Origin of the sequence: Polynucleobacter sp. JS-JIR-II-50, from assembly GCF_018687895.1 — a bacterium.
Taxonomy (GTDB): domain Bacteria; phylum Pseudomonadota; class Gammaproteobacteria; order Burkholderiales; family Burkholderiaceae; genus Polynucleobacter.
The window spans coordinates 188,957-209,287 of the sequence record NZ_CP061307.1; the positions used below are offsets into that span (position 1 = coordinate 188,957).

Genomic DNA, 20,331 nt, shown 5'->3' on the forward strand with positions numbered 1-20,331 from the left:
TTGCTTATTTAGCGAGTGATCTGCTGCTAAGACTGAAAAAAATCTTCATCACCATGTCGCTTTTAACGGCCCACTTTGTAAAGCTGTAGAAACTCATGACGGTGTTTCTGGAAAGTTTTACTTCATCTTTGCTATCGAATTCTTTGCGATCCGCAATCTTCGACAGGGTCATTACCGCTAGGCCAAAAGCCAAAAAGCAGAAACGTCTCATACCCTGCTCCTGTTTGGGAATCAACAGAATGTAATGCAGGGAGGCCTGAAGCTTTTCATAGGCCAGCCTTAGAAGTGCTTCATGACTAACATTGATTGGCTTCCAGGAGACCCCGCGGGCCTTGTCCTCTGGGGAGTCTTTGAGAATATTAGTCATTTGCAGCGCTTGTCCAAATGCGATAGCCAAATCTTCATGCCCTGCTATTTTTTCTTTAAAGGCATGGGAATGATTGCTAAAGATGGTTGTTAGCAGTTCGCCAACTACGCCAGCCACGACATAGCAATATTGTTCAAACTCAGCAAGATCTTGAAGGCCAGCTTGGTTTTGTCTGCCATGGAAAAAAGACATCCCTTCAGACATGATAGAAACGCAACGACTGACGGCTACTTGATCCTGAGTAGAGCAAGTATGCAAAATTCGTAGAACAGTGGGTGTATGAGAAATTAAATCCAACTCATCTTGGTTGCTGTAATTTTGTAATGCGTTGAGGCAGGGTGCAACAAATGCCTCAACTGGAGCCCTCTCAAGCACTGCATCCAAAAACAGCGCCGATAGTGATTGCTTACTCTGCGGTCCTAAATCTGCGGCATCCTCGATGGTGTCAATAATGCGGCACAACAAATAGGTGTTGCCGACTACCTTTTCTATGCTTGGGGGTAGCAGCGGGATGGTGAGAGCAAAAGTACGTGAGACAGACCCCAGAATGGCCTTTTGGTAGGCCAGATCGGCAGATGGACTGAATGTCGGGGTTTGCTCTGGTGTTCTCACTCTTGAATTATGTCAGACCGGCCCTCGAATTAGAGTGATCCACATTGGTACTTTTAACTAACTACCAAAAGTGACATAGCCATATAATTTCACCAAATTTCACAAGGAGTATTCGGGCGTGCTAATTTGGTTTGTCATTATTTACTGGGTCATCTCAGTCGGCATTGGCTTATGGGCAGCCCTAAGAGTCAAAAATACGGCGGACTTTGCTGCGGCTGGTCACAGCCTGCCTTTGCCCATTGTGACCGCCACTGTATTTGCGACCTGGTTTGGCTCTGAAACCGTTTTAGGAATTCCGGCCACTTTTCTCAAAGAAGGTTTGGGGGGAGTGGTTGCGGATCCCTTTGGCTCCTCTCTTTGTTTAATTTTGGTGGGACTCTTTTTTGCTCGCCATCTTTATAACCGTCGCATGCTCACTATCGGTGATTTTTTTCGCGAGAAGTATGGCCGTACGGTAGAGGTTTTGGTAACCCTTTGTATTGTTGTTTCTTACTTGGGTTGGGTTGCTGCACAAATTAAAGCTCTAGGGCTAGTATTTAATGTTGTCTCTGAAGGAAGTATTTCTCAGACAGGCGGCATGATGATTGGTGCCGCCAGTGTGTTGATTTACACCTTATTTGGCGGGATGTGGTCGGTTGCTATTACAGACTTCATTCAGATGATCATCATCGTGATTGGCATGCTCTATATTGGTGGTGAGATGACCTCACAGACTGGCGGTATAGGCGTGGTCATTGAGCATGCAGCCGCTGCTGGCCAATTTAATAACTTCTGGCCGGATATGAATTTGGCTTCGATCTTGGGCTTCGTTGCCGCCTTATGCACCATGATGCTGGGATCTATTCCTCAGCAAGATGTCTTTCAGCGAATTACCTCATCCAAAAATGTGAACATTGCTGTCCAAGCGGCCTTACTAGGCGGTGTGCTTTACTTTATTTTTGCTTTTGTGCCCATGTATTTGGCTTACTCGGCAACCTTGATTAGTCCGGATTTGGTTAAGGAATACCTCACCACCGATCCACAGATGATCTTACCTAAGCTCATTCTGAATCACGCACCACTTATTGCCCAGGTGATGTTCTTTGGCGCGCTCCTCTCGGCCATTAAGAGTTGTGCCAGCGCTACCTTATTAGCGCCATCGGTAACGTTTGCTGAAAATATTGTGCGAGGTTTTTTCAAGCATTTATCTGACCATGATTTGTTGAAAGTCATGCGGATTACGGTTTTATGTTTTGCTGTAGTGGTCACTTTCTTTGCGGTGAACTCAGAGCTTTCTATTTTTAAGATGGTGGAGAGTGCCTATAAAGTGACTCTTGTTGCCGCATTTGTGCCGCTAGCTTTTGGGGTTTATTGGCCCAGAGCAAACTCCTTGGGCGGATTATTGGCCGTAGTTGGAGGCTTAACGATTTGGATCAGTTGTGAGATTCTGGCTCCGAATGCCATATTGCCGCCCCAATTAGCCGGACTATTCGCCAGTATTGCCGGCATGATTTTAGGTAGCCTTGTGCCGAAAGATTCATTAAAAGCTGTTTAGAGCGTAATTTGCTTAAAAATGATGCAACTAAGAATATATTGCACTGCAAAATTATCTCCTCTAATATGGCAGTAATACAAAATTTTTTATTCTTATGGGGTTCCTATGAAAATCTGTGTGATCGGTGGAGGTGGCGCCATTGGCGGCTACTTAGCTGTCATGTTGGCGCGAGCGGGCAATGAGGTAACAGTTGTTGCGCGTGGTGCTACTTTGGCCGCAATTAAAGAGCGTGGCCTGGCTTTAATTATGGATGACCAACCAGAGCCTTTGGTTGCGAAAGTTAAAGCGGTAGAAAAAATTCGTGATGCCGAGACTCCTGATGTTGTGATTCTTGCGGTGAAGGCTCATCAAGTGGAGCCGATCATTGATGATTTGGCGGCCATCATGGGTCCCGAAACTATTTTGATCCCAATGCAGAACGGAATTCCTTGGTGGTATTTCCAGAAGTTAAGCGGCGAGTATCAAGATCATTCCGTTGAAACAGTGGATGCTGGTGGCGTCGCTAAGAACACCATCAATCCAGACAACATTATTGGTTGCGTCGTTTATCCAGCAACCTTTACGCAAGCTCCTGGCGTGATTCGTCATGTTGAAGGGAATCGTTTCCCACTAGGTGAGTTGGATGGTACAACGACTGAGCGCATTCAGAAGATGTCCGAGATGATGGGCGCAGCTGGATTTAAGTCTCCTATTTTGGATGACATTCGCTCAGAGATCTGGCTCAAGCTTTGGGGCAATATGACTTTCAACCCAATTAGCTCGCTGACACATGGCACCCTCGAGGGCATCTGCCAATATCCATTGACTAAAGAGTTGGCTCGCAACATGATGGCCGAAGCGCAGACGATTGCCGAGAAGTTGGGCGTAACTTTCCGTGTTGACATTGAGCGTCGTATCGCTGGTGCTGAAAAAGTGGGTAAGCACAAAACCTCGATGTTGCAAGACTTGGAAGCAGGTCGTAGCTTAGAGATTGATGCTTTGTTAGGGTCGGTGATTGAGCTAGGCAAGATCACCCAAACCCCAACACCTTGCTTGAATACCGTATTTGCTTTGACTAAGTACTTGGATGAAAACGTCCAGGCTTCTAAAGGAAGTTTGGCATTGCCATCAGTATCGGGTTATTAAGTAATAAAACGTCAGCATTAAAAAAACCCTTGCTACTCAACATAGCAAGGGTTTTTGTTTTGTTGGGCTAGCAATTATTCGAAGCGATTATCTAGACGTCCAACGCCGTCAATAATGATGCTGACATTGCTACCAGGCTTCATGGAACCAACGCCAACGGAAGTGCCGCAGGCGATGATGTCTCCAGCCTCTAGTGGGACATCTTGGGAAATTAAACTCACCAATTTTGCGGGTGGGAAAATCATGTCCGCAATCGGATAGTTTTGACGCTCTTGATCATTGAGAATAGTTTTGATTGTTAGCTTGCTCGGATCTACATCGGTAGTAATGTAAGGACCGAATACGCCAAAGGTATTAAAGCTCTTAGAGCGAGTCCACTGTGCATAACCAGGATCGCGGTTCAGGATTTCAATCGCGGTGACATCGTTGATGCAGGTATAGCCAAAGATGGCTTGAGCTGCATCCGCCTCATCTACTTCATGACAGCGTTTGCCAATCACAATACCAAGCTCCCCTTCATAAACGACTTTTCCGGAATAGGACTTAGGTGTGCGAATCACTTGATTAGCTGCCAAGAAGGAGTTGTTGCCTTTGAGAAAGTACAAAGGCTCAGCGGGTACGGCATGCTCAAGCTTGGTTACCAGTGCATGGAAGTTATCGACCATGGCAACCATCTTGGAAGGAGTGCATGGGATATCAATCGTTACATCAACAAGCTTGAGGGTTTCACCAGTGGCCTTAGGAGTATTAAATAAATCACCCTCATACACTGCGATTTGGTCGCCCTGTACTTGCCCTAAACCGCTTTTTCCTTGATGCTGAAATCTAAGCCACTGAGCCATAATGAGTTCCTATGAAGTTAAATATTTGATATGCAATATCTTACAGGGATGGATTGATGTCTAAGACTTCTGAGCTCATATTTGCACCAGAACGGGATCAGCCGATTCGCTATATGGATCGCACCCGCAGCTACTACTTGGGTTTAGGCTATGAGAATCCGTATGTATGGGCTCACTATATTGATGTGCCATTTACTCTGCTGAAAAAGCCACTTGCGCAATCTGTCTTGGGTCTCATTACTACGGCCGTTCCGCATGACCCCAGTAAAGGGCCTCAAGGCCAGGGGGCTCCTTACAATGCTGCGGCCAAGTTTTATCAGCCCTATCAACAATCCATCGAAGGAGGCATCGATTTACGAATTGCCCATGTGGGGGTTGATCGCAAGAATGCCAATATGGAAGACAGCAATTGTTGGTTTCCACTGGATGCTGCTAAACGAGCACTTGCAGCCGGAAGGATAGGTGCGGTTTCAGCAAACTTCTATGGCTTACCGACCAATCGTAGTCAACACCACACATTAGAGGTGGATGCTCCTCGTATTTTGGAAATGCTGAAAGCTGACGGCGTGGATGTAGCGGTATTAATTCCAAACTGTCCGATATGTCATCAGGGTCAAAGTTTATTAGCGCGTTACTTAGAGGCTGCAGGTATTTCAACAGTAGTGACGGGCGCCGCTAAAGACATTGTTGAGTATTGCGGAGTGCCACGACTTTTATTTAGTGATTTTCCGCTAGGTAATGCGGCTGCAAAACCGAATGATGTGTCTTCGCAGGATTTAAATTTTGAGCTCGCTTTGCGGCTTCTGGAGTCAGCTCCTGCTGCGCGCACAACGGTTCAATCGCCATTGGTATGGTCAGTCGATCCGTTGTGGAAATTAGATTATTCAAATCTGGAAAAGATGTCTTCACAAGAAATCCTACGATTGCGCGAAGAGGCAGAGCAAGCGCGGATTACAGCGCGCGAGCTCAGAGTCAACAGCCTGGGGACTTAAGCTTGTCTCGTGAGAGAGTATGCGCATAGGGCTTGCAGCGCAGTGCTAGCTTCATTTACCGGAAAGTCTTTTAGGCAAGCTAAGGCCAGGTCGGACTCACGTTTGGCTGCTGCTTGGGTGTAATCAAGGGCGCCAGAGTTTTGGACGGCGGCAAGGATTTGTGCAAACACATCCTCTGGTAAATCTTGGTTTTGTTCAATTGCTGCGCGCACTAAAAGACGTTCTTCATTACTGCCGTTTTCTAGTAAATAAATCAGTGGCAGCGTAGGCTTACCTTCGCGTAAATCATCGCCGGCATTTTTTCCCATCTGTGCAGCATTAGCGGTGTAGTCCAGCAAGTCATCCATTAACTGAAAAGCCGTACCGATGTGACGTCCAAATGCAGCGGCTTGTTCTCGTTGTGCATCGGTGGCATTAGCTAAGATGGCGCCTAGCTCAGTAGAGGCCTCAAAAAGCTTGGCTGTTTTGTAGCGAATGACCTGCAAATAACTCGCCTCATCCACTTCTGGGTCATTCATATTGAGAAGTTGCAAAACTTCGCCTTCAGCAATCGTATTGGTCGCATCTGACAGAATTTGCATGACTCGGAGGTCATTTGGGCCAACCATCATTTGGAAGGCTCGGGAATATAAGAAGTCGCCCACTAAAACGCTGGCAGCGTTGCCAAAAGCGGCATTGGCAGTCTCACGACCTCTTCTGAGGGTGGATTCATCGACTACATCATCATGAAGCAGGGTAGCGGTATGGATGAATTCAACTACAGCCGACATTTCCAGGGTGTTGAGTGTTTCTTTACCATTGGCTAGGGCTTTAGCCACCAACATCAACAGGGCGGGCCTGACCCGTTTGCCGCCAGCCTGGATGATATAGCTCGAGATTTGGTCAATTAAGGCGACTTTTGAGGCTAAACGCTGACGGATAACCTCGTCTAAGGCCTTGAAATCTAAGGCAATTGGGGCCAAAATTTGGCTTAAGTCATTGGTTTTGACAGTGCTCGTCATGCAAGATATAATAATGGGCTTAGCTGGTCCAGGGTGGATTAGCTTAAATGTAGATATTAATTGAGGTTTCAAACCATGTACGCGGTCATAAAAACCGGTGGCAAACAATATAAAGTTGCTGCAGGCGAAAAATTGAAAATAGAACAGATACCAGCGGAAATCGGCAGCGAAATCACTCTTGACCAAGTCCTCGCCGTTGGCGAAGGCGCTTCACTGAAATTAGGTGATCCATTGGTTAATGGTGCAGCTGTGATGGCCACTGTCGTCTCCCAGGGACGTCACGATAAAGTGACAATCTTTAAGATGCGCCGTCGCAAGCATTATCAAAAGCATCAAGGCCATCGTCAGAATTTCACTGAAATTTTGATCAACACGATTAAAGCCTAATTCAGGGTAGGAGAAAGATATGGCACAGAAAAAAGGCGGCGGCTCAACACGAAATGGCCGCGACTCAGAATCGAAACGCTTAGGCGTTAAGGTATTTGGCGGCGAGCATATTAATGCTGGCAGCATCATCATTCGTCAACGTGGCACACGTGTTCATCCAGGTGCTAACGTTGGTATTGGTAAGGATCACACTTTGTTTGCCTTGATTGACGGACAAGTGGAATTCGGCGTTAAGGGTGCTATGAAGAAGGCCCAAGTTTCAGTCTTGCCTCGTTCATAAGGCGCCTGACTGAGACACGTTTGATTCAGATTTATTCCGAATTTAACTCTTAGGAACAGGCCTCGCTAAGCGAGGCCTTTTTTATTCATGAAATTTATAGACGAAGCACGTATTGAAGTGATTGCCGGGCAAGGTGGCGCCGGGAGTGCCTCTATGCGCCGCGAAAAGTTCATTGAATTTGGCGGGCCTGATGGCGGTGACGGCGGCAAAGGCGGTAGCGTCTGGGCAATAGCCGATCGCAACATCAACACCCTGATTGATTACCGCTACGCAAAAACACATACTGCAAAAAATGGTGAGCCTGGTCGTGGCGCCGATTGCTATGGTCGCGCTGGTGACGATATCGAGTTACGGATGCCAGTTGGCACAATCATTGCCGACTATGAAACTGGTGAGCCCATCGCTGACTTAACTACACATGGTGAGCGCTTATGTTTGGCGCAGGGCGGTGTTGGTGGTTGGGGCAATATTCACTTTAAGAGCAGTACGAATAGAGCGCCACGCCAAAAAACAAATGGCAAGGAAGGTGAACGTCGTAAGCTCAAGCTTGAATTAAAAGTATTAGCTGACGTCGGTTTATTGGGTATGCCTAATGCGGGTAAATCTACCCTGATTACTGCAGTTTCGAATGCGCGTCCAAAGATTGCGGATTATCCATTTACCACTTTGCATCCAAATTTGGGTGTAGTGCGCGTGGGAGCTGAGCGCAGTTTTGTGATTGCTGACATTCCTGGTTTGATCGAAGGCGCGGCTGAAGGCGCTGGCCTGGGTCATCGCTTCTTGCGTCATTTACAACGTACAGGTGTATTGCTGCATTTGGTTGATATTGCTCCATTTGATGCGAATATTGACCCAGTGGCAGACGCTGTAGCGATTGTGAATGAATTGCGTAAGTACGACGAAGCGTTGGTTGAGAAGCCGCGCTGGCTAGTCTTAAATAAAGTGGACATGATTCCTGAAGAAGATCGCAAGACAGTGGTTGCGGACTTTATAAAGCGCTTTAAATGGAAAGGCCCAGTCTTTGAGATCTCAGCTTTAACAGGCTTGGGGTGCGATAAGCTTTGCTATTCTTTGCAGGATTATTTGGATTCTGTACGGCGTGACCGAGATGATGCGGATGAGCGCGCTCAAGATCCGCGTTATCAAGGTCAGCTAGAAGATAAAAAACCAGATTAAATATTTCATTCGCCTTTTGCCATGAACGCCAAAAAAACTCAACGGATTGTTGTCAAAGTAGGATCTAGCCTAGTCACCAACAATGGTGAAGGCTTGGATCATGCTGCGATTGCAATGTGGGCCGAGCAAATGGCTGGGCTATTAAAGGCAGGTCATGAGGTGTTGATGGTGAGCTCAGGTGCTATTGCTGAAGGCATGCAGCGTCTGGGTTGGACTAAGCGTCCACAAGAAATTCATCAACTGCAAGCCGCTGCTGCAGTTGGTCAAATGGGCTTGGTTCAGGTTTATGAAAGCTGTTTTGCGCGCTTCAATCTCCGTAGCGCTCAGGTCTTGCTGACTAATGCAGACTTGGCTGACGCTGAACGTAATGCCAATGCTAGAGCCACCCTCGATACTTTGTTGAAGTTGGGTGTAGTTCCCATCATTAACGAGAATGACACAGTAGTAACCGATGAAATTAAGTTTGGCGACAACGACAGCCTTGCCGCTTTAGTAACCAATTTAATTCATGCGGATCTTTTGGTGATTTTGACTGATCAAGGCGGTCTGTTTACTGCAGACCCACGTCAAAATCCAAATGCCACCTTACTTACGGATGCCATTGCAGGAGATCCTGCCTTGGAAAAAATGGCTGGCGGTGCTGCCAGTGAGCTCAGTAAGGGTGGTATGTTGACTAAGGTAATGGCGGCAAAGATTGCCGTGAAAACCGGTGCAGGGACAGTAATAGCCTCAGGACGCGAACCCAATGTACTGACTCGTCTAATTGCTGGCGAGAAAATTGGGACCTATTTGGCCCCTCTCCAAAATAATCCTTAATTAACTACACCAAAGGAATTGCTTGGTTTTGTTTGACCAGTGAATCCATTGGGGTTAAGCGATTTAAGAATCGTATTGATATTTTTTTCTTGGGAGCTGAAATTACAAAAAGCGCCTTGTGCCAAAGCTGCTTGATAGCGATTGGGTACATTGCTTTGAATATTGCGCCAAGTAGATAAGGGATTCTCCTTCCAGGCACCATTTTCTAATGTGCCATAAAGGCGCCACTGAAATGAATCACAACGAATACCTTCATATTGAGTCTGTACGCTACCGCTGGGGCTTGTTAGCACAACAATATATCGAGTCACTCCATCGGCCCCAATCAGGATGGAATCAGTATCCACAGCAAATTTAAAGATGGTGTGCTGAGATACATAAAAAGGCAGCAAGGTGGCTTGGTTCGGTGGGTTCAGGGGCATGGCAGTGGTGCCCTCTTTAAACACCATGGGTGCAAAAGGATCTACGCCACTAATGAGCGCATCTCCACCGCATGCGGATAATGCGATGCCGAGGATTGCGGTGCAGCAAGAGAGATACAGGCGCTTCAGAGAAATAGTCATGTGGATTGATCGTTTGGGTTGTCATCTTTCGGGTGTTCGTGAGTGCCACCATATAAAGATTGAATTAAATCAAGAGGAGATCCCCAGGCAAGTTGCTGCATGCGCATACCGCGGGATAGGAAGCGTGCTAATTCTGAAAGCGCGAGTTGATAAACTTCACGTTTAAAGCCAATGACTGCATCCAATTGAATCCAGAAGGGTACCCAGCGCCAGGCATCGAATTCTGGATGCTCCGAAGCGCGGAGTTGGATATCACTATCCAGGCCTACTAGACGCAAGAGAAACCAAATTTGTTTTTGACCACGATATGCTGCTCTATGGACCCGTGTGGAGTTTTGGCGGCGCAAGTATTCCTCAGGGACGTCATAGCGAAGCCAGTCCCTGGTGCGTCCAATAATTTGGACATGCTCCGGCAGTAAGCCAACCTCCTCTTGCAATTCGCGGTACATAGCCTGTTCAGGGCTTTCACCATGCTGAATCCCGCCCTGCGGGAACTGCCACGAATGCTGCCCAACGCGTTTTCCCCAGAAAACCTCGTTACGGCTATTGAGGAGGACAATGCCGACATTCGGGCGATACCCTTCACGGTCAAGCATGATCGTGCCTCAAATCCTTTAAAATCAACGATTTGATTATATCCATACATGAAAGCCTCACAATCATTTCTCGCCACGCTAAAAGAAGCCCCCTCCGACGCTGAGGTGGTTTCGCACAAACTCATGGTGCGTGCAGGTTTAATTCGTAAGCTCAGCGCAGGCATCTACAACTATTTACCGCTGGGCTTGAAGGTTATCCGCAAGGTAGAAAACATTATTCGCGAAGAAATGAATCGTGCTGGCGCAATTGAATTGCTCATGCCAATGATTCAGCCTGCTGAATTGTGGCAAGAGACTGGTCGTTGGGAAAAGATGGGCCCAGAGTTGCTGCGCATCAAAGATCGCCATGATCGCGATTTTTTGATTCAGCCAACTTCCGAAGAGGTGATTACCGATTTGGCTCGCAATGAGATTAAGAGTTATAAGCAATTGCCAGTGAACTTCTATCAGGTGCAGACTAAGTTCCGTGATGAGCGTCGTCCGCGCTTTGGCATCATGCGTGGTCGTGAGTTCAGTATGAAAGATGCTTACTCATTTGATCGCGATGTTGATGGTCTCAAGAAGTCCTATCAAATTATGTTTGATGCTTACACCCGCATCTTTAAGCGTATGGGGCTTCAGTTCCGTGCAGTAACTGCAGACAATGGCGCCATTGGTGGCTCTGGCAGTCAAGAGTTTCACGTGATTGCCGATACTGGTGAAGATGCGATTGTGTATTGCCCTAGTTCTGATTACGCAGCGAATTTGGAGGCAGCCGAGTCTTTAGCTTTAATTGCTACTCGTACTGCTGCGACACAGGCAATGACGAAGGTGTCAACACCTGATAAGACAAATTGCGCAGATGTAGCGAAGTTCTTAAATATCCCTCTTGAGAGCACTGTGAAGTCTTTGCTGTTTGCTGCTGATCAAGAAAAAGGCCCGGCCAAACTTTTTATGTTGTTAGTGCGTGGCGATCATGAGCTTAATGAGGTGAAAGCTAGCAAGATTCCTGGCATGGTGGAATCACGCTTTGCTACTGAAGCAGAAATCCAACAAGCTTGCAATGCGCCGGCAGGTTATTTAGGTCCTGTCGGAGTGAGTGCTGAAGTGACTGTTGTTGCTGATCGCACCGTTGCCAATATGGCTGACTTTGTCTGTGGCGCCAATGATGCTGGTCATCACTTGACTGGCGTGAACTGGGGCCGCGATTTGCCTGAGCCTTTAGTGTTGGATATTCGTAACGCGGTGATCGGTGATCCTTCGCCGGATGGCAAGGGGGTTGTTGATATTTGCCGCGGCATTGAAGTGGGCCACGTATTCCAATTGGGCACTCGTTATTCAGAAGCGATGGGTTGTACTTACTTGGATCAACAGGGCAAAGCCCAGCCGATGGTGATGGGTTGTTACGGTATTGGCGTTACTCGTTTGCTTGGCGCTGCAATTGAGCAAGGCCATGACGAGAAGGGCATTATCTGGCCAATTTCTATGGCACCATTCGAGGTGGTTATTTGCCCAATGGGTTACGAGAAATCGGAAGCAGTTAAAGCCGCATGCGATCAATTGCATGACGAGCTAATGACGGCTGGAATTGACGTGATTTTGGATGATCGCAATGAACGCCCGGGTGCGATGTTTGCTGACTGGGAGTTGATTGGAGCACCATTCCGCGTGGTGATTGGTGATCGTGGTTTGGCGGATTCTCATGTGGAATTTAAGGGCCGGACTGATGCCGAGTCTCAAAACATCCCGCTAAATGACATCAAAGCAAAAGTGATTGCTGCAGTTCAAGCAGCAAAGATCTTAGTTAATTAATTATTTCTTAAAGAGCCCGCCAATACCCTTGGCGGCTCCTTTTGCAGCCATGGTGGCCATGGTGCGCGCCATTTTTCCACCCTTGAATTGCTTCATCATAGTTTGCATTTGCTCGAACTGAGCTAGCAGGCGATTGACCTCTTGCACTTCTACGCCAGAGCCGGCGGCAATGCGACGCTTACGGCTGGCTTTAAGTAATTCAGGCTTTCTGCGTTCTTGAGGTGTCATGCTGTCGATGATTCCGCGCATACGCGTGGTTTGTTTATCCGCATTACTGAGATTTGCTTTGGAGGCAGCTTGCGCCATTTGACTGGGTAACTTGTCCATCAGGCTAGCCATGCCGCCCATCTTTTGCATTTGCATGAGTTGATCTCTAAAATCTTCTAGATCAAAACCGCCTTTAGAAATCTTACTGGCTAATTTTTCTGCTTTGGCAACGTCAACGTGTTGCTGAGCTTGCTCAACCAGCGCCAGAATATCGCCCATACCCAGAATGCGATTGGCCATGCGTTCGGCATCAAATGCCTCTAGACCGTCCATCTTCTCGGCGACGCCGATAAATTTGAGTGGAACACCAGTTACTTGACGTACTGAAAGCGCCGCACCACCGCGAGAGTCACCATCCAGCTTAGTCAGAATCACGCCGGTGAGTGGGAGCGCTTCATGGAAGGCTTTAGCGGTATTGACGGCATCTTGACCAAGCATGGCGTCAACTACGAATAAGGTTTCGATTGGATTGAGGCTGGCATGCAAAGTTTTGATTTCTTGCATGAGCGCTTCATCAATGCCAAGACGTCCTGCGGTATCCACAATCACCACATCAAAGTAATGGCGGCGTGCCCAATCTAGGGCAGCTACAGCAATATCATTTGGTTTTTGACTAATGTCGCTCGGGAAAAACTGAGCGCCAACCTGCTTGGTAACAGTTTCTAATTGCTCAATCGCAGCCGGACGATAGACGTCACAAGAAACAGTCAGAACCTTCTTTTTCTTTTTCTCCTGCAACCATTTGGCGAGTTTGCCGACGGTTGTCGTTTTGCCTGCGCCCTGTAAGCCGGCCATCAAGATGACTGCAGGAGGCTGGGTAGCAAGATTAAGTTCGCCGCTTTGATTGGTGTCACCCGTCATGACTTGGGCGAGCTCTCGTTGAACTACGCCAACCAGGGCTTGTCCAGGACTGAGGCTTCCAACCACTTCCTCGCCAAGGGCTTTAAATTTAATTTGTTCCAGCAAAGACTTCACTACTGGCAGCGCTACGTCGGCCTCAAGCAAGGCCAAACGGATTTCCCGCAGCATTTCCGCTGTATTGTCTTCAGTGAGGCGGGCTTGGCCTCGCATTGTTTTAACAACGCGTGATAGGCGGTCGGTGAGGTTCTCTAGCATTTATCGATTAGACTTTCCAGATGGATATTTTAGGTTACTCAAGTTACGAATGGCTCCCTTCCGCACTTTATTTAGTGCTTTTGCTGGTTTTGAGCTTCAAAGCCAAGAGCGGCGTGGAGTCTAGACTCTCTAGCGCCCTGGTGCAGGCTGCCATTTTTGTGATTTTGGTGATTCATGGGGTGCAATTGCATGACTCCGTCTTTACCCCTCAAGGCTTTGTATTTGGTTTTGCACAGGATTTATCCTTGATTGCTTGGGTTGGCCTAGCCTTTTATTGGTTTCAATCTTGGTTTTTACCTATCTCAAGCTTACGTTGGATGGCCTTAATGTTTGCGCTCATTTGCGCATTGCTCCCTTCCATTTTTCCAGGGACCTTGCTTTCGCCGAAAGCGGTTTCAGATCCTTGGTTTAAGGGGCACTTCGTGGTGGCTACTGTTTCAGTGGGCTTGCTGAGTTTAGCGGCGATGCATGCCATGCTCATGAGCGTTCAAGATCGCGCATTGCATCGTCAGTTGGCAATCATTCCTAATGGCCGCCTTGCTCATTGGCTGGAGGATTTGCCCCCGCTAATGACAATGGAAAGTCTTTTATTCAATTTGCTCTATGTTGGTTTTGCGCTTCTGAGTTTGACCGTCTTCTCGGGCCTGCTCTTTTCCCAAACCCTGTTTGGCAAGCCTTTAATGTTTGATCACAAAACGATTTTTGCTTTGGTCTCCTGGTTTTTATTCGCAGGCCTTTTGATTGCGCGTTGGCGAGTGGGTCTGCGTGGCAGAGCAGCTATTCGTTGGGTATTAAGTGCCTATACCGCTTTGTTGCTTGCATACGTTGGTAGTCGCTTTGTAGTTGAAGTCATTCTGCAGAGAGCTTAACCATTGTTTAAGTGGCTTTTATTATTTGCAGGTGCTGGCCTTTTTTATCTTTGGATTAAGGGCAAGAAGCAAGCGGAGTTCAACGCAGCAAATTCCTCTAAACCCAATAGAAATAAGCCTGAGAAGGTGACTGTACCGGAGGTAATGGTGCAATGCCAATGCTGCAAAGTGCACCTTCCTCAGTCAGAAGCCTTTACTTACGATGACCGTTTTTATTGCTCAAAAGCACATCTTCATGCTCTCGATTCGAATGGTTGGGTTGGTGATGCGCGGTGGAGAATTTCACCTAACCAAGACCTTAGACCAGAAAATGTTATCCCTGATCTAGTGGTGATGCATCACATCAGTCTTCCGCCAGGCGAGTTCAAAAATCAATCGTCTAGTCAGCATATTGTGGATTTTTTCCAAAATAAGCTGGACCCAAATGCGCATCCTTATTTTGCAGAGATTGTTGATCAAAAGGTATCTAGCCATTTTTTGATTACTCGCTCTGGAGAGTTAATTCAGTTTGTCTCTACACAGAACAAGGCTTGGCATGCTGGTGTTTCATCATTTTTTGGCAGGGAAAAGTGCAATGACTTTTCAATTGGCATTGAGATGGAAGGGGATGGAGATTCACCATTTAAAGATGCTCAGTATCAAGTCTTGGTAAATCTCACTGCGAAATTGGCAGTTATATATCCCTATTTGCAATTTGCGGGACACAGCGACATCGCACCTGATCGCAAAACAGATCCTGGAATTTATTTTGACTGGAAAAAGTTCCAAAAAGAGACAGGCATTTCTCCTGAAAAACTACCTTTTGGCCTAAGTCCTCGATAGTCTTGTTTTTGTATGTGAGCGTACGCTTACTTTTTTAGCCTTTGTATAAAACGGACTAAAAAATCCGCACCAAAATGACCCCAAAATAAGTAGAAAACTTAGTAAAAGTACTAATAAATATTTGTCATAAATGGCTTACCAATTATCAAATATTTCCCTATACTTAGTGCCTAATGCGCTTCGAAACACTAGATGTAGTGTTTGAGTCCAGCAATACCCCATTGTTTTTTAACGATATTTTGTCCAAATAACTATATATATACGCAGGAGCAACATGACATACGCTAATCCACAGACAGCAGGCCAACCAGCTGGAGCGAATAACCCAGGAATGAGTCCTGCAGGGGCGGTAAATCAAGCCCCTTCTGCCAGCTTTGTGGCTGGTGGTGTTGGTGGTACCCAGGCAACCCAATTGTCTGATTACAAAATTATTCGCCGTAATGGTTCAGTTGTAGCGTTTGAGCCATCAAAAATTGCGATTGCAGTAACTAAGGCGTTTTTAGCTGTTAATGGCGGACAAGGCGCTGCATCAGCGCGTGTTCGTGAACAAGTGGAGCAGTTGACCCACTCTGTTGTGCGCGCATTGTTGCGTAGCCGTCCAAATGGTGGAACTTTCCATATCGAAGATATTCAAGACCAAGTTGAATTGGCTTTGATGCGCAGTGGTGAGCACAACGTTGCTCGCGCTTACGTTCTCTACCGTGAAAAGCGCAATCAAGAGCGTGCCGCTCAGCAAGAAGTTTCCCAAGAGGCGCAAACTGCGAATCAAGCCGGCGAGTCTGGCATCAAGGTAACTGACAACGGTGTTGAGAAGTGGCTTGATATGGCTGCTTTGCGTACCGTGATTGAGGCGGCCTGTGAAGGTTTGGGTACTCATATTGACGCTACTCCAATCATTACTGAAACCATCAAGAACTTGTACGACGGCGTACCAATGGCGCAGGTGTATGACTCTGCTATTTTGGCTTCCCGTACTTTGATTGAAAAAGATCCTGCTTACAGCCAAGTAACAGCGCGCATCTTGATGCACGTGATTCGTAAAGAAATCTTTGGCAAGGAAGTATTGCAAGGCGATACACAAGCTGAATACAGCACGTATTTCGCGAAGTACATCAATGAAGGTATTTCTGCTGAGTTGTTGGATCCACGTATGCGCGAGTTTGACTTGCCACGCCTGGCTGCAGCCTTGAACGCTAGCCGTGACTTGCAGTTCAACTACCTCGGCTTGCAGACTTTGTATGACCGTTATTTCTTGCATATTGAAGAGCGTCGTATTGAAATGCCACAGGCTTTCTTTATGCGCGTCGCAATGGGATTATCTTTGAATGAGATGGATCGTGAGCGTCGTGCAATCGAGTTCTATGAAATCCTCTCTACATTTGATTTCATGTCCAGTACACCAACACTGTTTAACTCAGCAACCACTCGTCCACAGCTTTCTAGCTGCTACTTGACGACTGTGGATGACGACTTGGACGGCATCTACGAAGCATTGAAAGAAAATGCTTTGTTGTCTAAGTTTGCTGGTGGTTTAGGCAATGACTGGACTAACGTTCGCGCACTGGGCAGTCATATCAAAGGTACTAACGGTAAGTCACAAGGTGTTGTACCGTTCTTGAAGGTGGTAAATGACACTGCTGTTGCTGTTAACCAGGGTGGTAAGCGTAAGGGTGCGGTATGCGCCTACTTGGAAACATGGCACTTAGATATTGAAGAGTTCCTGGAGTTACGTAAGAACACTGGTGACGACCGTCGTCGTACCCACGATATGAATACCTCCAACTGGATTCCTGACTTGTTCATGAAGCGTGTCATGGAAGGTGGAGATTGGACTTTGTTCTCACCATCCAATACCCCAGATTTGCATGACAAATACGGTAGAGCATTCGAAGAGGCTTATGTTGCCTACGAGCAAAAAGCGGATCGCGGTGAATTAAAGCCATTCCGCCGCATTCCAGCGCAGCAATTGTGGCGCAAGATGCTTGGTATGTTGTTTGAAACCGGCCACCCATGGATTACTTTCAAAGATCCTTGCAACATTCGTAGCCCACAGCAGCATGTCGGTGTAGTTCACTCGTCTAACCTCTGTACTGAGATCACCCTCAATACGAATGAGACCGAGATTGCAGTTTGTAACTTAGGCTCTGTGAACTTAACCGCTCACATGACGACTGATGCCAACGGCAAGATGATTTTGGATCACGAGAAGCTCCAAAGAACTGTTCGTACTGCAATGCGTATGTTGGATAACGTGATTGACATCAACTACTACGCAGTAGCTAAGGCACGTAATTCCAACTTGAAGCATCGTCCGGTCGGTATGGGCATCATGGGCTTCCAGGATTGCTTGCATATGCAGCGCATTCCTTACGCTAGTGATGAGGCTGTGAAATTTGCTGACTCTTCAATGGAAGCGGTTTGCTACTACGCATACCAAGCATCCAATGAATTGGCTGAAGAGCGTGGCGTTTACAGTACCTATAAAGGTTCTTTGTGGGATCGCGGTATCCTCCCGCAGGATTCAGTAGCTATGTTGGCGGCTGAGCGCGGTGGTTATGTTGAGGTGGATAATTCCTCCACTATGGATTGGAGCGGTTTGCGTGCAAGTATCAAGCAGCACGGCATGCGTAACTCCAATTGCGTGGCGATTGCACCAACAGCAACGATTTCAAATATTATTGGTGTGTCTGCTTGTATCGAGCCAACTTTCCAGAACTTGTTCGTGAAATCTAATCTTTCTGGCGAATTTACGGTGGTAAACGAGTACTTGGTGCGTGATTTGAAAGATCGCGGCCTTTGGGATGAAGTAATGATTGCCGATTTGAAGTACTTTGACGGTACTTTGTCGAAGATCGATCGTATTCCTCAGGATTTACGTGATTTGTACGCAACTGCCTTCGAAGTTGAGCCAAGCTGGTTGGTTGAGGCAGCATCCCGCCGTCAAAAGTGGATCGACCAAGCTCAATCACTCAACATCTACATGGGTGGCGCTTCCGGTAAGAAATTGGATGACACCTATAAGTTGGCTTGGTTGCGTGGCTTGAAAACTACTTATTACCTCCGCACAATGGCTGCAACCCACGTTGAGAAATCAACGGTTGCTAGTGGTCAGTTGAACTCTGTTTCTAGCGGTGGTGGCGTAAATGGTACAGATGCAGCGGCGGCACAAGAAGCTGATGGCCCAGCTTGCACAATGCGCCCAGGCGACGCTGGTTTCGAAGAATGTGAAGCATGCCAATAAGCCACTTGCTTATTGGCGATTAATAAAAGAATTAGGAGAGAGTTATGTTGAATTGGGAAGAGGAAGTTGCTCCAGCGCTAGCGAAAGCTAGTCTTGCACCGCAGCCGGTTGCAGTGGAGCCACAACGCCCACAGGTGGATCAGGTTGCCCAAGCAGCCCCTCAAGTTGCTGCTACTTCCTCAGCGCAAGCTGCTGCAGTTGGTGGCGCTGCCTTGCGTGTCAATGCGGCCGATAAGCGCGTGATCAATGCCAAGACTGACGTTAATCAGTTGGTTCCGTTTAAATATAAATGGGCTTGGGAGAAGTATTTAGCTGGTTGCGCAAATCACTGGATGCCACAAGAGATCAATATGAACCGCGATATCGCGCTTTGGAAAGATCCGAATGGCCTGACAGAGGATGAGCGTCGCATCATCAAGCGCAATCTTGGTTTCTTTACGACTGCAGATTCTTTGGCAGCAAACAACATTGTTTTGGGTACTTATCGCCACATTACTGCTCCAGAATGCCGCCAATACCTATTGCGTCAGGCTTTTGAAGAGGCAATTCATACCCATGCGTACCAATATATCGTGGAATCTTTGGGCTTAGATCAGTCTGAAATCTTTAATGCGTACAACGAGATTGAGTCAATTCGCGCCAAAGACCAGTTCTTAATTCCCTTTATTGATGTCTTAACTGACCCAAACTTCAAGACTGGCACATTAGAAGCTGATCAAAAATTACTTCGTTCACTGATTGTTTTTGCTTGTGTGATGGAAGGTTTGTTCTTTTATGTTGGTTTTACGCAAATACTTGCAATGGGTCGTCAAAACAAAATGACGGGTGCTGCTGAGCAGTATCAATACATCCTTCGCGACGAGTCTATGCACTGCAATTTTGGTATCGATTTGATTAATCAAATCAAGCTGGAGAACCCGCAGTTATGGACTTCCGAGTTCAAAGACGAGATCAAATCTATCTTCGAAAAAGCGGTCGAATTAGAGTACCGTTATGCCGAAGATACGATGCCTCGCGGAGTGCTCGGATTGAACGCTCCGATGTTCAAAGGGTACCTAAGATACATCTGTAATCGCAGATGTTTGCAAATAGGACTTGACGCGATGTTCCCAAATGAAGAGAATCCATTTCCATGGATGTCAGAAATGATTGATCTTAAGAAAGAAAGAAACTTTTTTGAGACACGCGTTATTGAGTATCAAACTGGCGGTGCGCTAAGTTGGGAGTAGTCAGCAGTAAGTAAGCGCATAGCCGGCTAAATTGGAGATTAGACGGTTGGATAGTTTAAGAAGTCAGCAAAAACAGACTCAAATCCGAAAACCCTTGCTCAAGGGTGCCTGGGCTATTCTCTCTATTTTTTCCAGCACATTTAAGAAGCCGTTGTCCTTTGGGACCACGGCTTTTTTTCCAGGATTCATTAGCGTGCAGCACTTAGCATCAAGCCGCGCGCCGATGAATGGCTCGCTCGTCAGATCCAAAAGGTTGCAAAACCAGGCGGAAATGAGTGGTCGGGTCTTCTTAATGTAGTTTGTACTAATCCTCACGTGAAGGAGCATTACTATGGCAATCGCCAAGAAAAAACCTGCTGCAAAGAAACCAGCTGCTAAGAAAAAAGTAGCTGCAAAGAAGCCTGCTGCTAAAAAAGTAGCTAAGAAGAAGCCTGCTGCTAAGAAAAAAGTAGCTGCTAAGAAGCCTGCTGCTAAAAAAGTAGCTGCTAAGAAGCGTCCTGCTGCTAAAAAAGCTGCTGCTAAGAAGCCTGCTGCTAAAAAAGTAGCTAAGAAGAAGCCTGCTGCTAAAAAAGCTGCTGCTAAGAAGCCTGCTGCTAAAAAAGTAGCTAAAAAAGTAGCAAAGAAGCGCGTAGCAAAAAAAAAGTAAGTAAGCCTGCTGCGAAGAAAGCGGGCTCCGCTGTAAAAAAGCCCGTGGCTAAGAAAGCT

The 20,331-nt window shown here is 46.9% G+C and carries 18 protein-coding genes and 1 pseudogene; 13 read left to right on the forward strand and 6 right to left on the reverse strand.

Annotated elements, in window-relative coordinates; translation table 11 throughout:
* Nucleotides 1-4: 4 nt before the first annotated feature.
* Entirely contained in the window at nucleotides 5-979 is a 975-nt protein-coding gene (locus FD963_RS01040; protein WP_215362550.1) for a squalene/phytoene synthase family protein, read from the reverse strand.
* Between the two features lie 118 nt (nucleotides 980-1,097).
* On the opposite strand from FD963_RS01040, the gene FD963_RS01045 reads away from it, so the two are divergent.
* Both FD963_RS01045 and FD963_RS01050 read left to right on the forward strand, forming a co-directional pair.
* Nucleotides 1,098-2,513, forward strand: a complete 1,416-nt coding sequence (locus FD963_RS01045; protein ID WP_215362551.1) for a sodium:solute symporter family protein — start codon at nucleotides 1,098-1,100, stop codon at nucleotides 2,511-2,513.
* A gap of 105 nt (nucleotides 2,514-2,618) precedes the next feature.
* On the forward strand, nucleotides 2,619-3,638 hold the full coding sequence (locus tag FD963_RS01050; RefSeq protein ID WP_215362552.1) for a 2-dehydropantoate 2-reductase: 1,020 nt from the start codon (nucleotides 2,619-2,621) through the stop codon (nucleotides 3,636-3,638).
* A gap of 74 nt (nucleotides 3,639-3,712) precedes the next feature.
* Here FD963_RS01050 and FD963_RS01055 read toward each other — a convergent pair whose 3' ends face one another.
* Nucleotides 3,713-4,480 carry a fumarylacetoacetate hydrolase family protein gene (locus tag FD963_RS01055; protein WP_215362553.1) on the reverse strand — a complete coding sequence of 256 codons (768 nt, stop codon included), beginning with the start codon at nucleotides 4,478-4,480 and terminating at the stop codon, nucleotides 3,713-3,715.
* 56 nt (nucleotides 4,481-4,536) lie between these two features.
* Here FD963_RS01055 and FD963_RS01060 point away from each other — a divergent pair, with 56 nt between their 5' ends.
* Nucleotides 4,537-5,472 (forward strand): glycine/sarcosine/betaine reductase selenoprotein B family protein, encoded by a 936-nt coding sequence (locus FD963_RS01060; protein WP_215362554.1) that lies wholly within the window; start codon nucleotides 4,537-4,539, stop codon nucleotides 5,470-5,472.
* On the opposite strand, the gene FD963_RS01065 is transcribed toward FD963_RS01060, so the two are convergent.
* Nucleotides 5,469-6,473: a polyprenyl synthetase family protein gene (locus tag FD963_RS01065; protein ID WP_215362555.1), complete on the reverse strand. Its 1,005-nt coding sequence runs from the start codon at nucleotides 6,471-6,473 to the stop codon at nucleotides 5,469-5,471. The genes FD963_RS01060 and FD963_RS01065 overlap by 4 nt on opposite strands.
* A 75-nt stretch (nucleotides 6,474-6,548) precedes the next feature.
* On the opposite strand from FD963_RS01065, the gene rplU reads away from it, so the two are divergent.
* From rplU to proB, 4 genes and pseudogenes are all read left to right on the forward strand, one after another.
* The gene (gene rplU / locus FD963_RS01070; protein ID WP_011902040.1) at nucleotides 6,549-6,860 is read left to right on the forward strand and encodes a 50S ribosomal protein L21; all 312 of its coding nucleotides are present in this window, start codon (nucleotides 6,549-6,551) and stop codon (nucleotides 6,858-6,860) included.
* Between the two features lie 19 nt (nucleotides 6,861-6,879).
* Nucleotides 6,880-7,140, forward strand: coding sequence for a 50S ribosomal protein L27 (gene rpmA, locus FD963_RS01075; protein ID WP_215362556.1), 261 nt, complete (start codon nucleotides 6,880-6,882; stop codon nucleotides 7,138-7,140).
* 87 nt (nucleotides 7,141-7,227) lie between these two features.
* Nucleotides 7,228-8,316 (forward strand): GTPase ObgE, encoded by a 1,089-nt coding sequence (gene obgE, locus FD963_RS01080; protein WP_072583369.1) that lies wholly within the window; start codon nucleotides 7,228-7,230, stop codon nucleotides 8,314-8,316.
* A 21-nt stretch (nucleotides 8,317-8,337) separates the two neighbouring features.
* Nucleotides 8,338-9,108: pseudogene (gene proB / locus FD963_RS01085) on the forward strand (glutamate 5-kinase); the annotation flags it as partial.
* 20 nt (nucleotides 9,109-9,128) lie between these two features.
* On the opposite strand, the gene FD963_RS01090 reads toward proB, so the two are convergent.
* Entirely contained in the window at nucleotides 9,129-9,695 is a 567-nt protein-coding gene (locus FD963_RS01090; protein WP_215362558.1) for a CNP1-like family protein, read from the reverse strand.
* Nucleotides 9,692-10,291, reverse strand: coding sequence for an RNA pyrophosphohydrolase (locus tag FD963_RS01095; RefSeq protein ID WP_215362559.1), 600 nt, complete (start codon nucleotides 10,289-10,291; stop codon nucleotides 9,692-9,694). Before FD963_RS01095 ends, FD963_RS01090 begins: the two co-directional genes overlap by 4 nt.
* 48 nt (nucleotides 10,292-10,339) lie before the next feature.
* Between FD963_RS01095 and FD963_RS01100 the strand changes: the two genes are divergently transcribed.
* The gene (locus FD963_RS01100) at nucleotides 10,340-12,082 is read left to right on the forward strand and encodes a proline--tRNA ligase (RefSeq protein ID WP_215362560.1); all 1,743 of its coding nucleotides are present in this window, start codon (nucleotides 10,340-10,342) and stop codon (nucleotides 12,080-12,082) included.
* Here FD963_RS01100 and ffh read toward each other — a convergent pair whose 3' ends face one another.
* Nucleotides 12,083-13,465: a signal recognition particle protein gene (gene ffh, locus FD963_RS01105; protein WP_215362561.1), complete on the reverse strand. Its 1,383-nt coding sequence runs from the start codon at nucleotides 13,463-13,465 to the stop codon at nucleotides 12,083-12,085.
* Between the two features lie 20 nt (nucleotides 13,466-13,485).
* Here ffh and FD963_RS01110 point away from each other — a divergent pair, with 20 nt between their 5' ends.
* From FD963_RS01110 to FD963_RS01130, 5 genes are all read left to right on the forward strand, one after another.
* Nucleotides 13,486-14,334: an inner membrane protein YpjD gene (locus FD963_RS01110; RefSeq protein WP_215362562.1), complete on the forward strand. Its 849-nt coding sequence runs from the start codon at nucleotides 13,486-13,488 to the stop codon at nucleotides 14,332-14,334.
* Between the two features lie 3 nt (nucleotides 14,335-14,337).
* The gene (gene ampD / locus FD963_RS01115) at nucleotides 14,338-15,156 is read left to right on the forward strand and encodes a 1,6-anhydro-N-acetylmuramyl-L-alanine amidase AmpD (protein ID WP_256442827.1); all 819 of its coding nucleotides are present in this window, start codon (nucleotides 14,338-14,340) and stop codon (nucleotides 15,154-15,156) included.
* A 331-nt stretch (nucleotides 15,157-15,487) separates the two neighbouring features.
* The gene (locus FD963_RS01120) at nucleotides 15,488-18,397 is read left to right on the forward strand and encodes a ribonucleoside-diphosphate reductase subunit alpha (RefSeq protein WP_371818488.1); all 2,910 of its coding nucleotides are present in this window, start codon (nucleotides 15,488-15,490) and stop codon (nucleotides 18,395-18,397) included.
* Nucleotides 18,398-18,441: 44 nt separating this feature from the next.
* Complete coding sequence (locus FD963_RS01125) at nucleotides 18,442-19,626, forward strand: ribonucleotide-diphosphate reductase subunit beta (RefSeq protein ID WP_215362564.1); 1,185 nt, start codon at nucleotides 18,442-18,444, stop codon at nucleotides 19,624-19,626.
* A 331-nt stretch (nucleotides 19,627-19,957) separates the two neighbouring features.
* Nucleotides 19,958-20,272, forward strand: a complete 315-nt coding sequence (locus FD963_RS01130; protein ID WP_215362565.1) for a hypothetical protein — start codon at nucleotides 19,958-19,960, stop codon at nucleotides 20,270-20,272.
* Nucleotides 20,273-20,331: the final 59 nt, after the last annotated feature.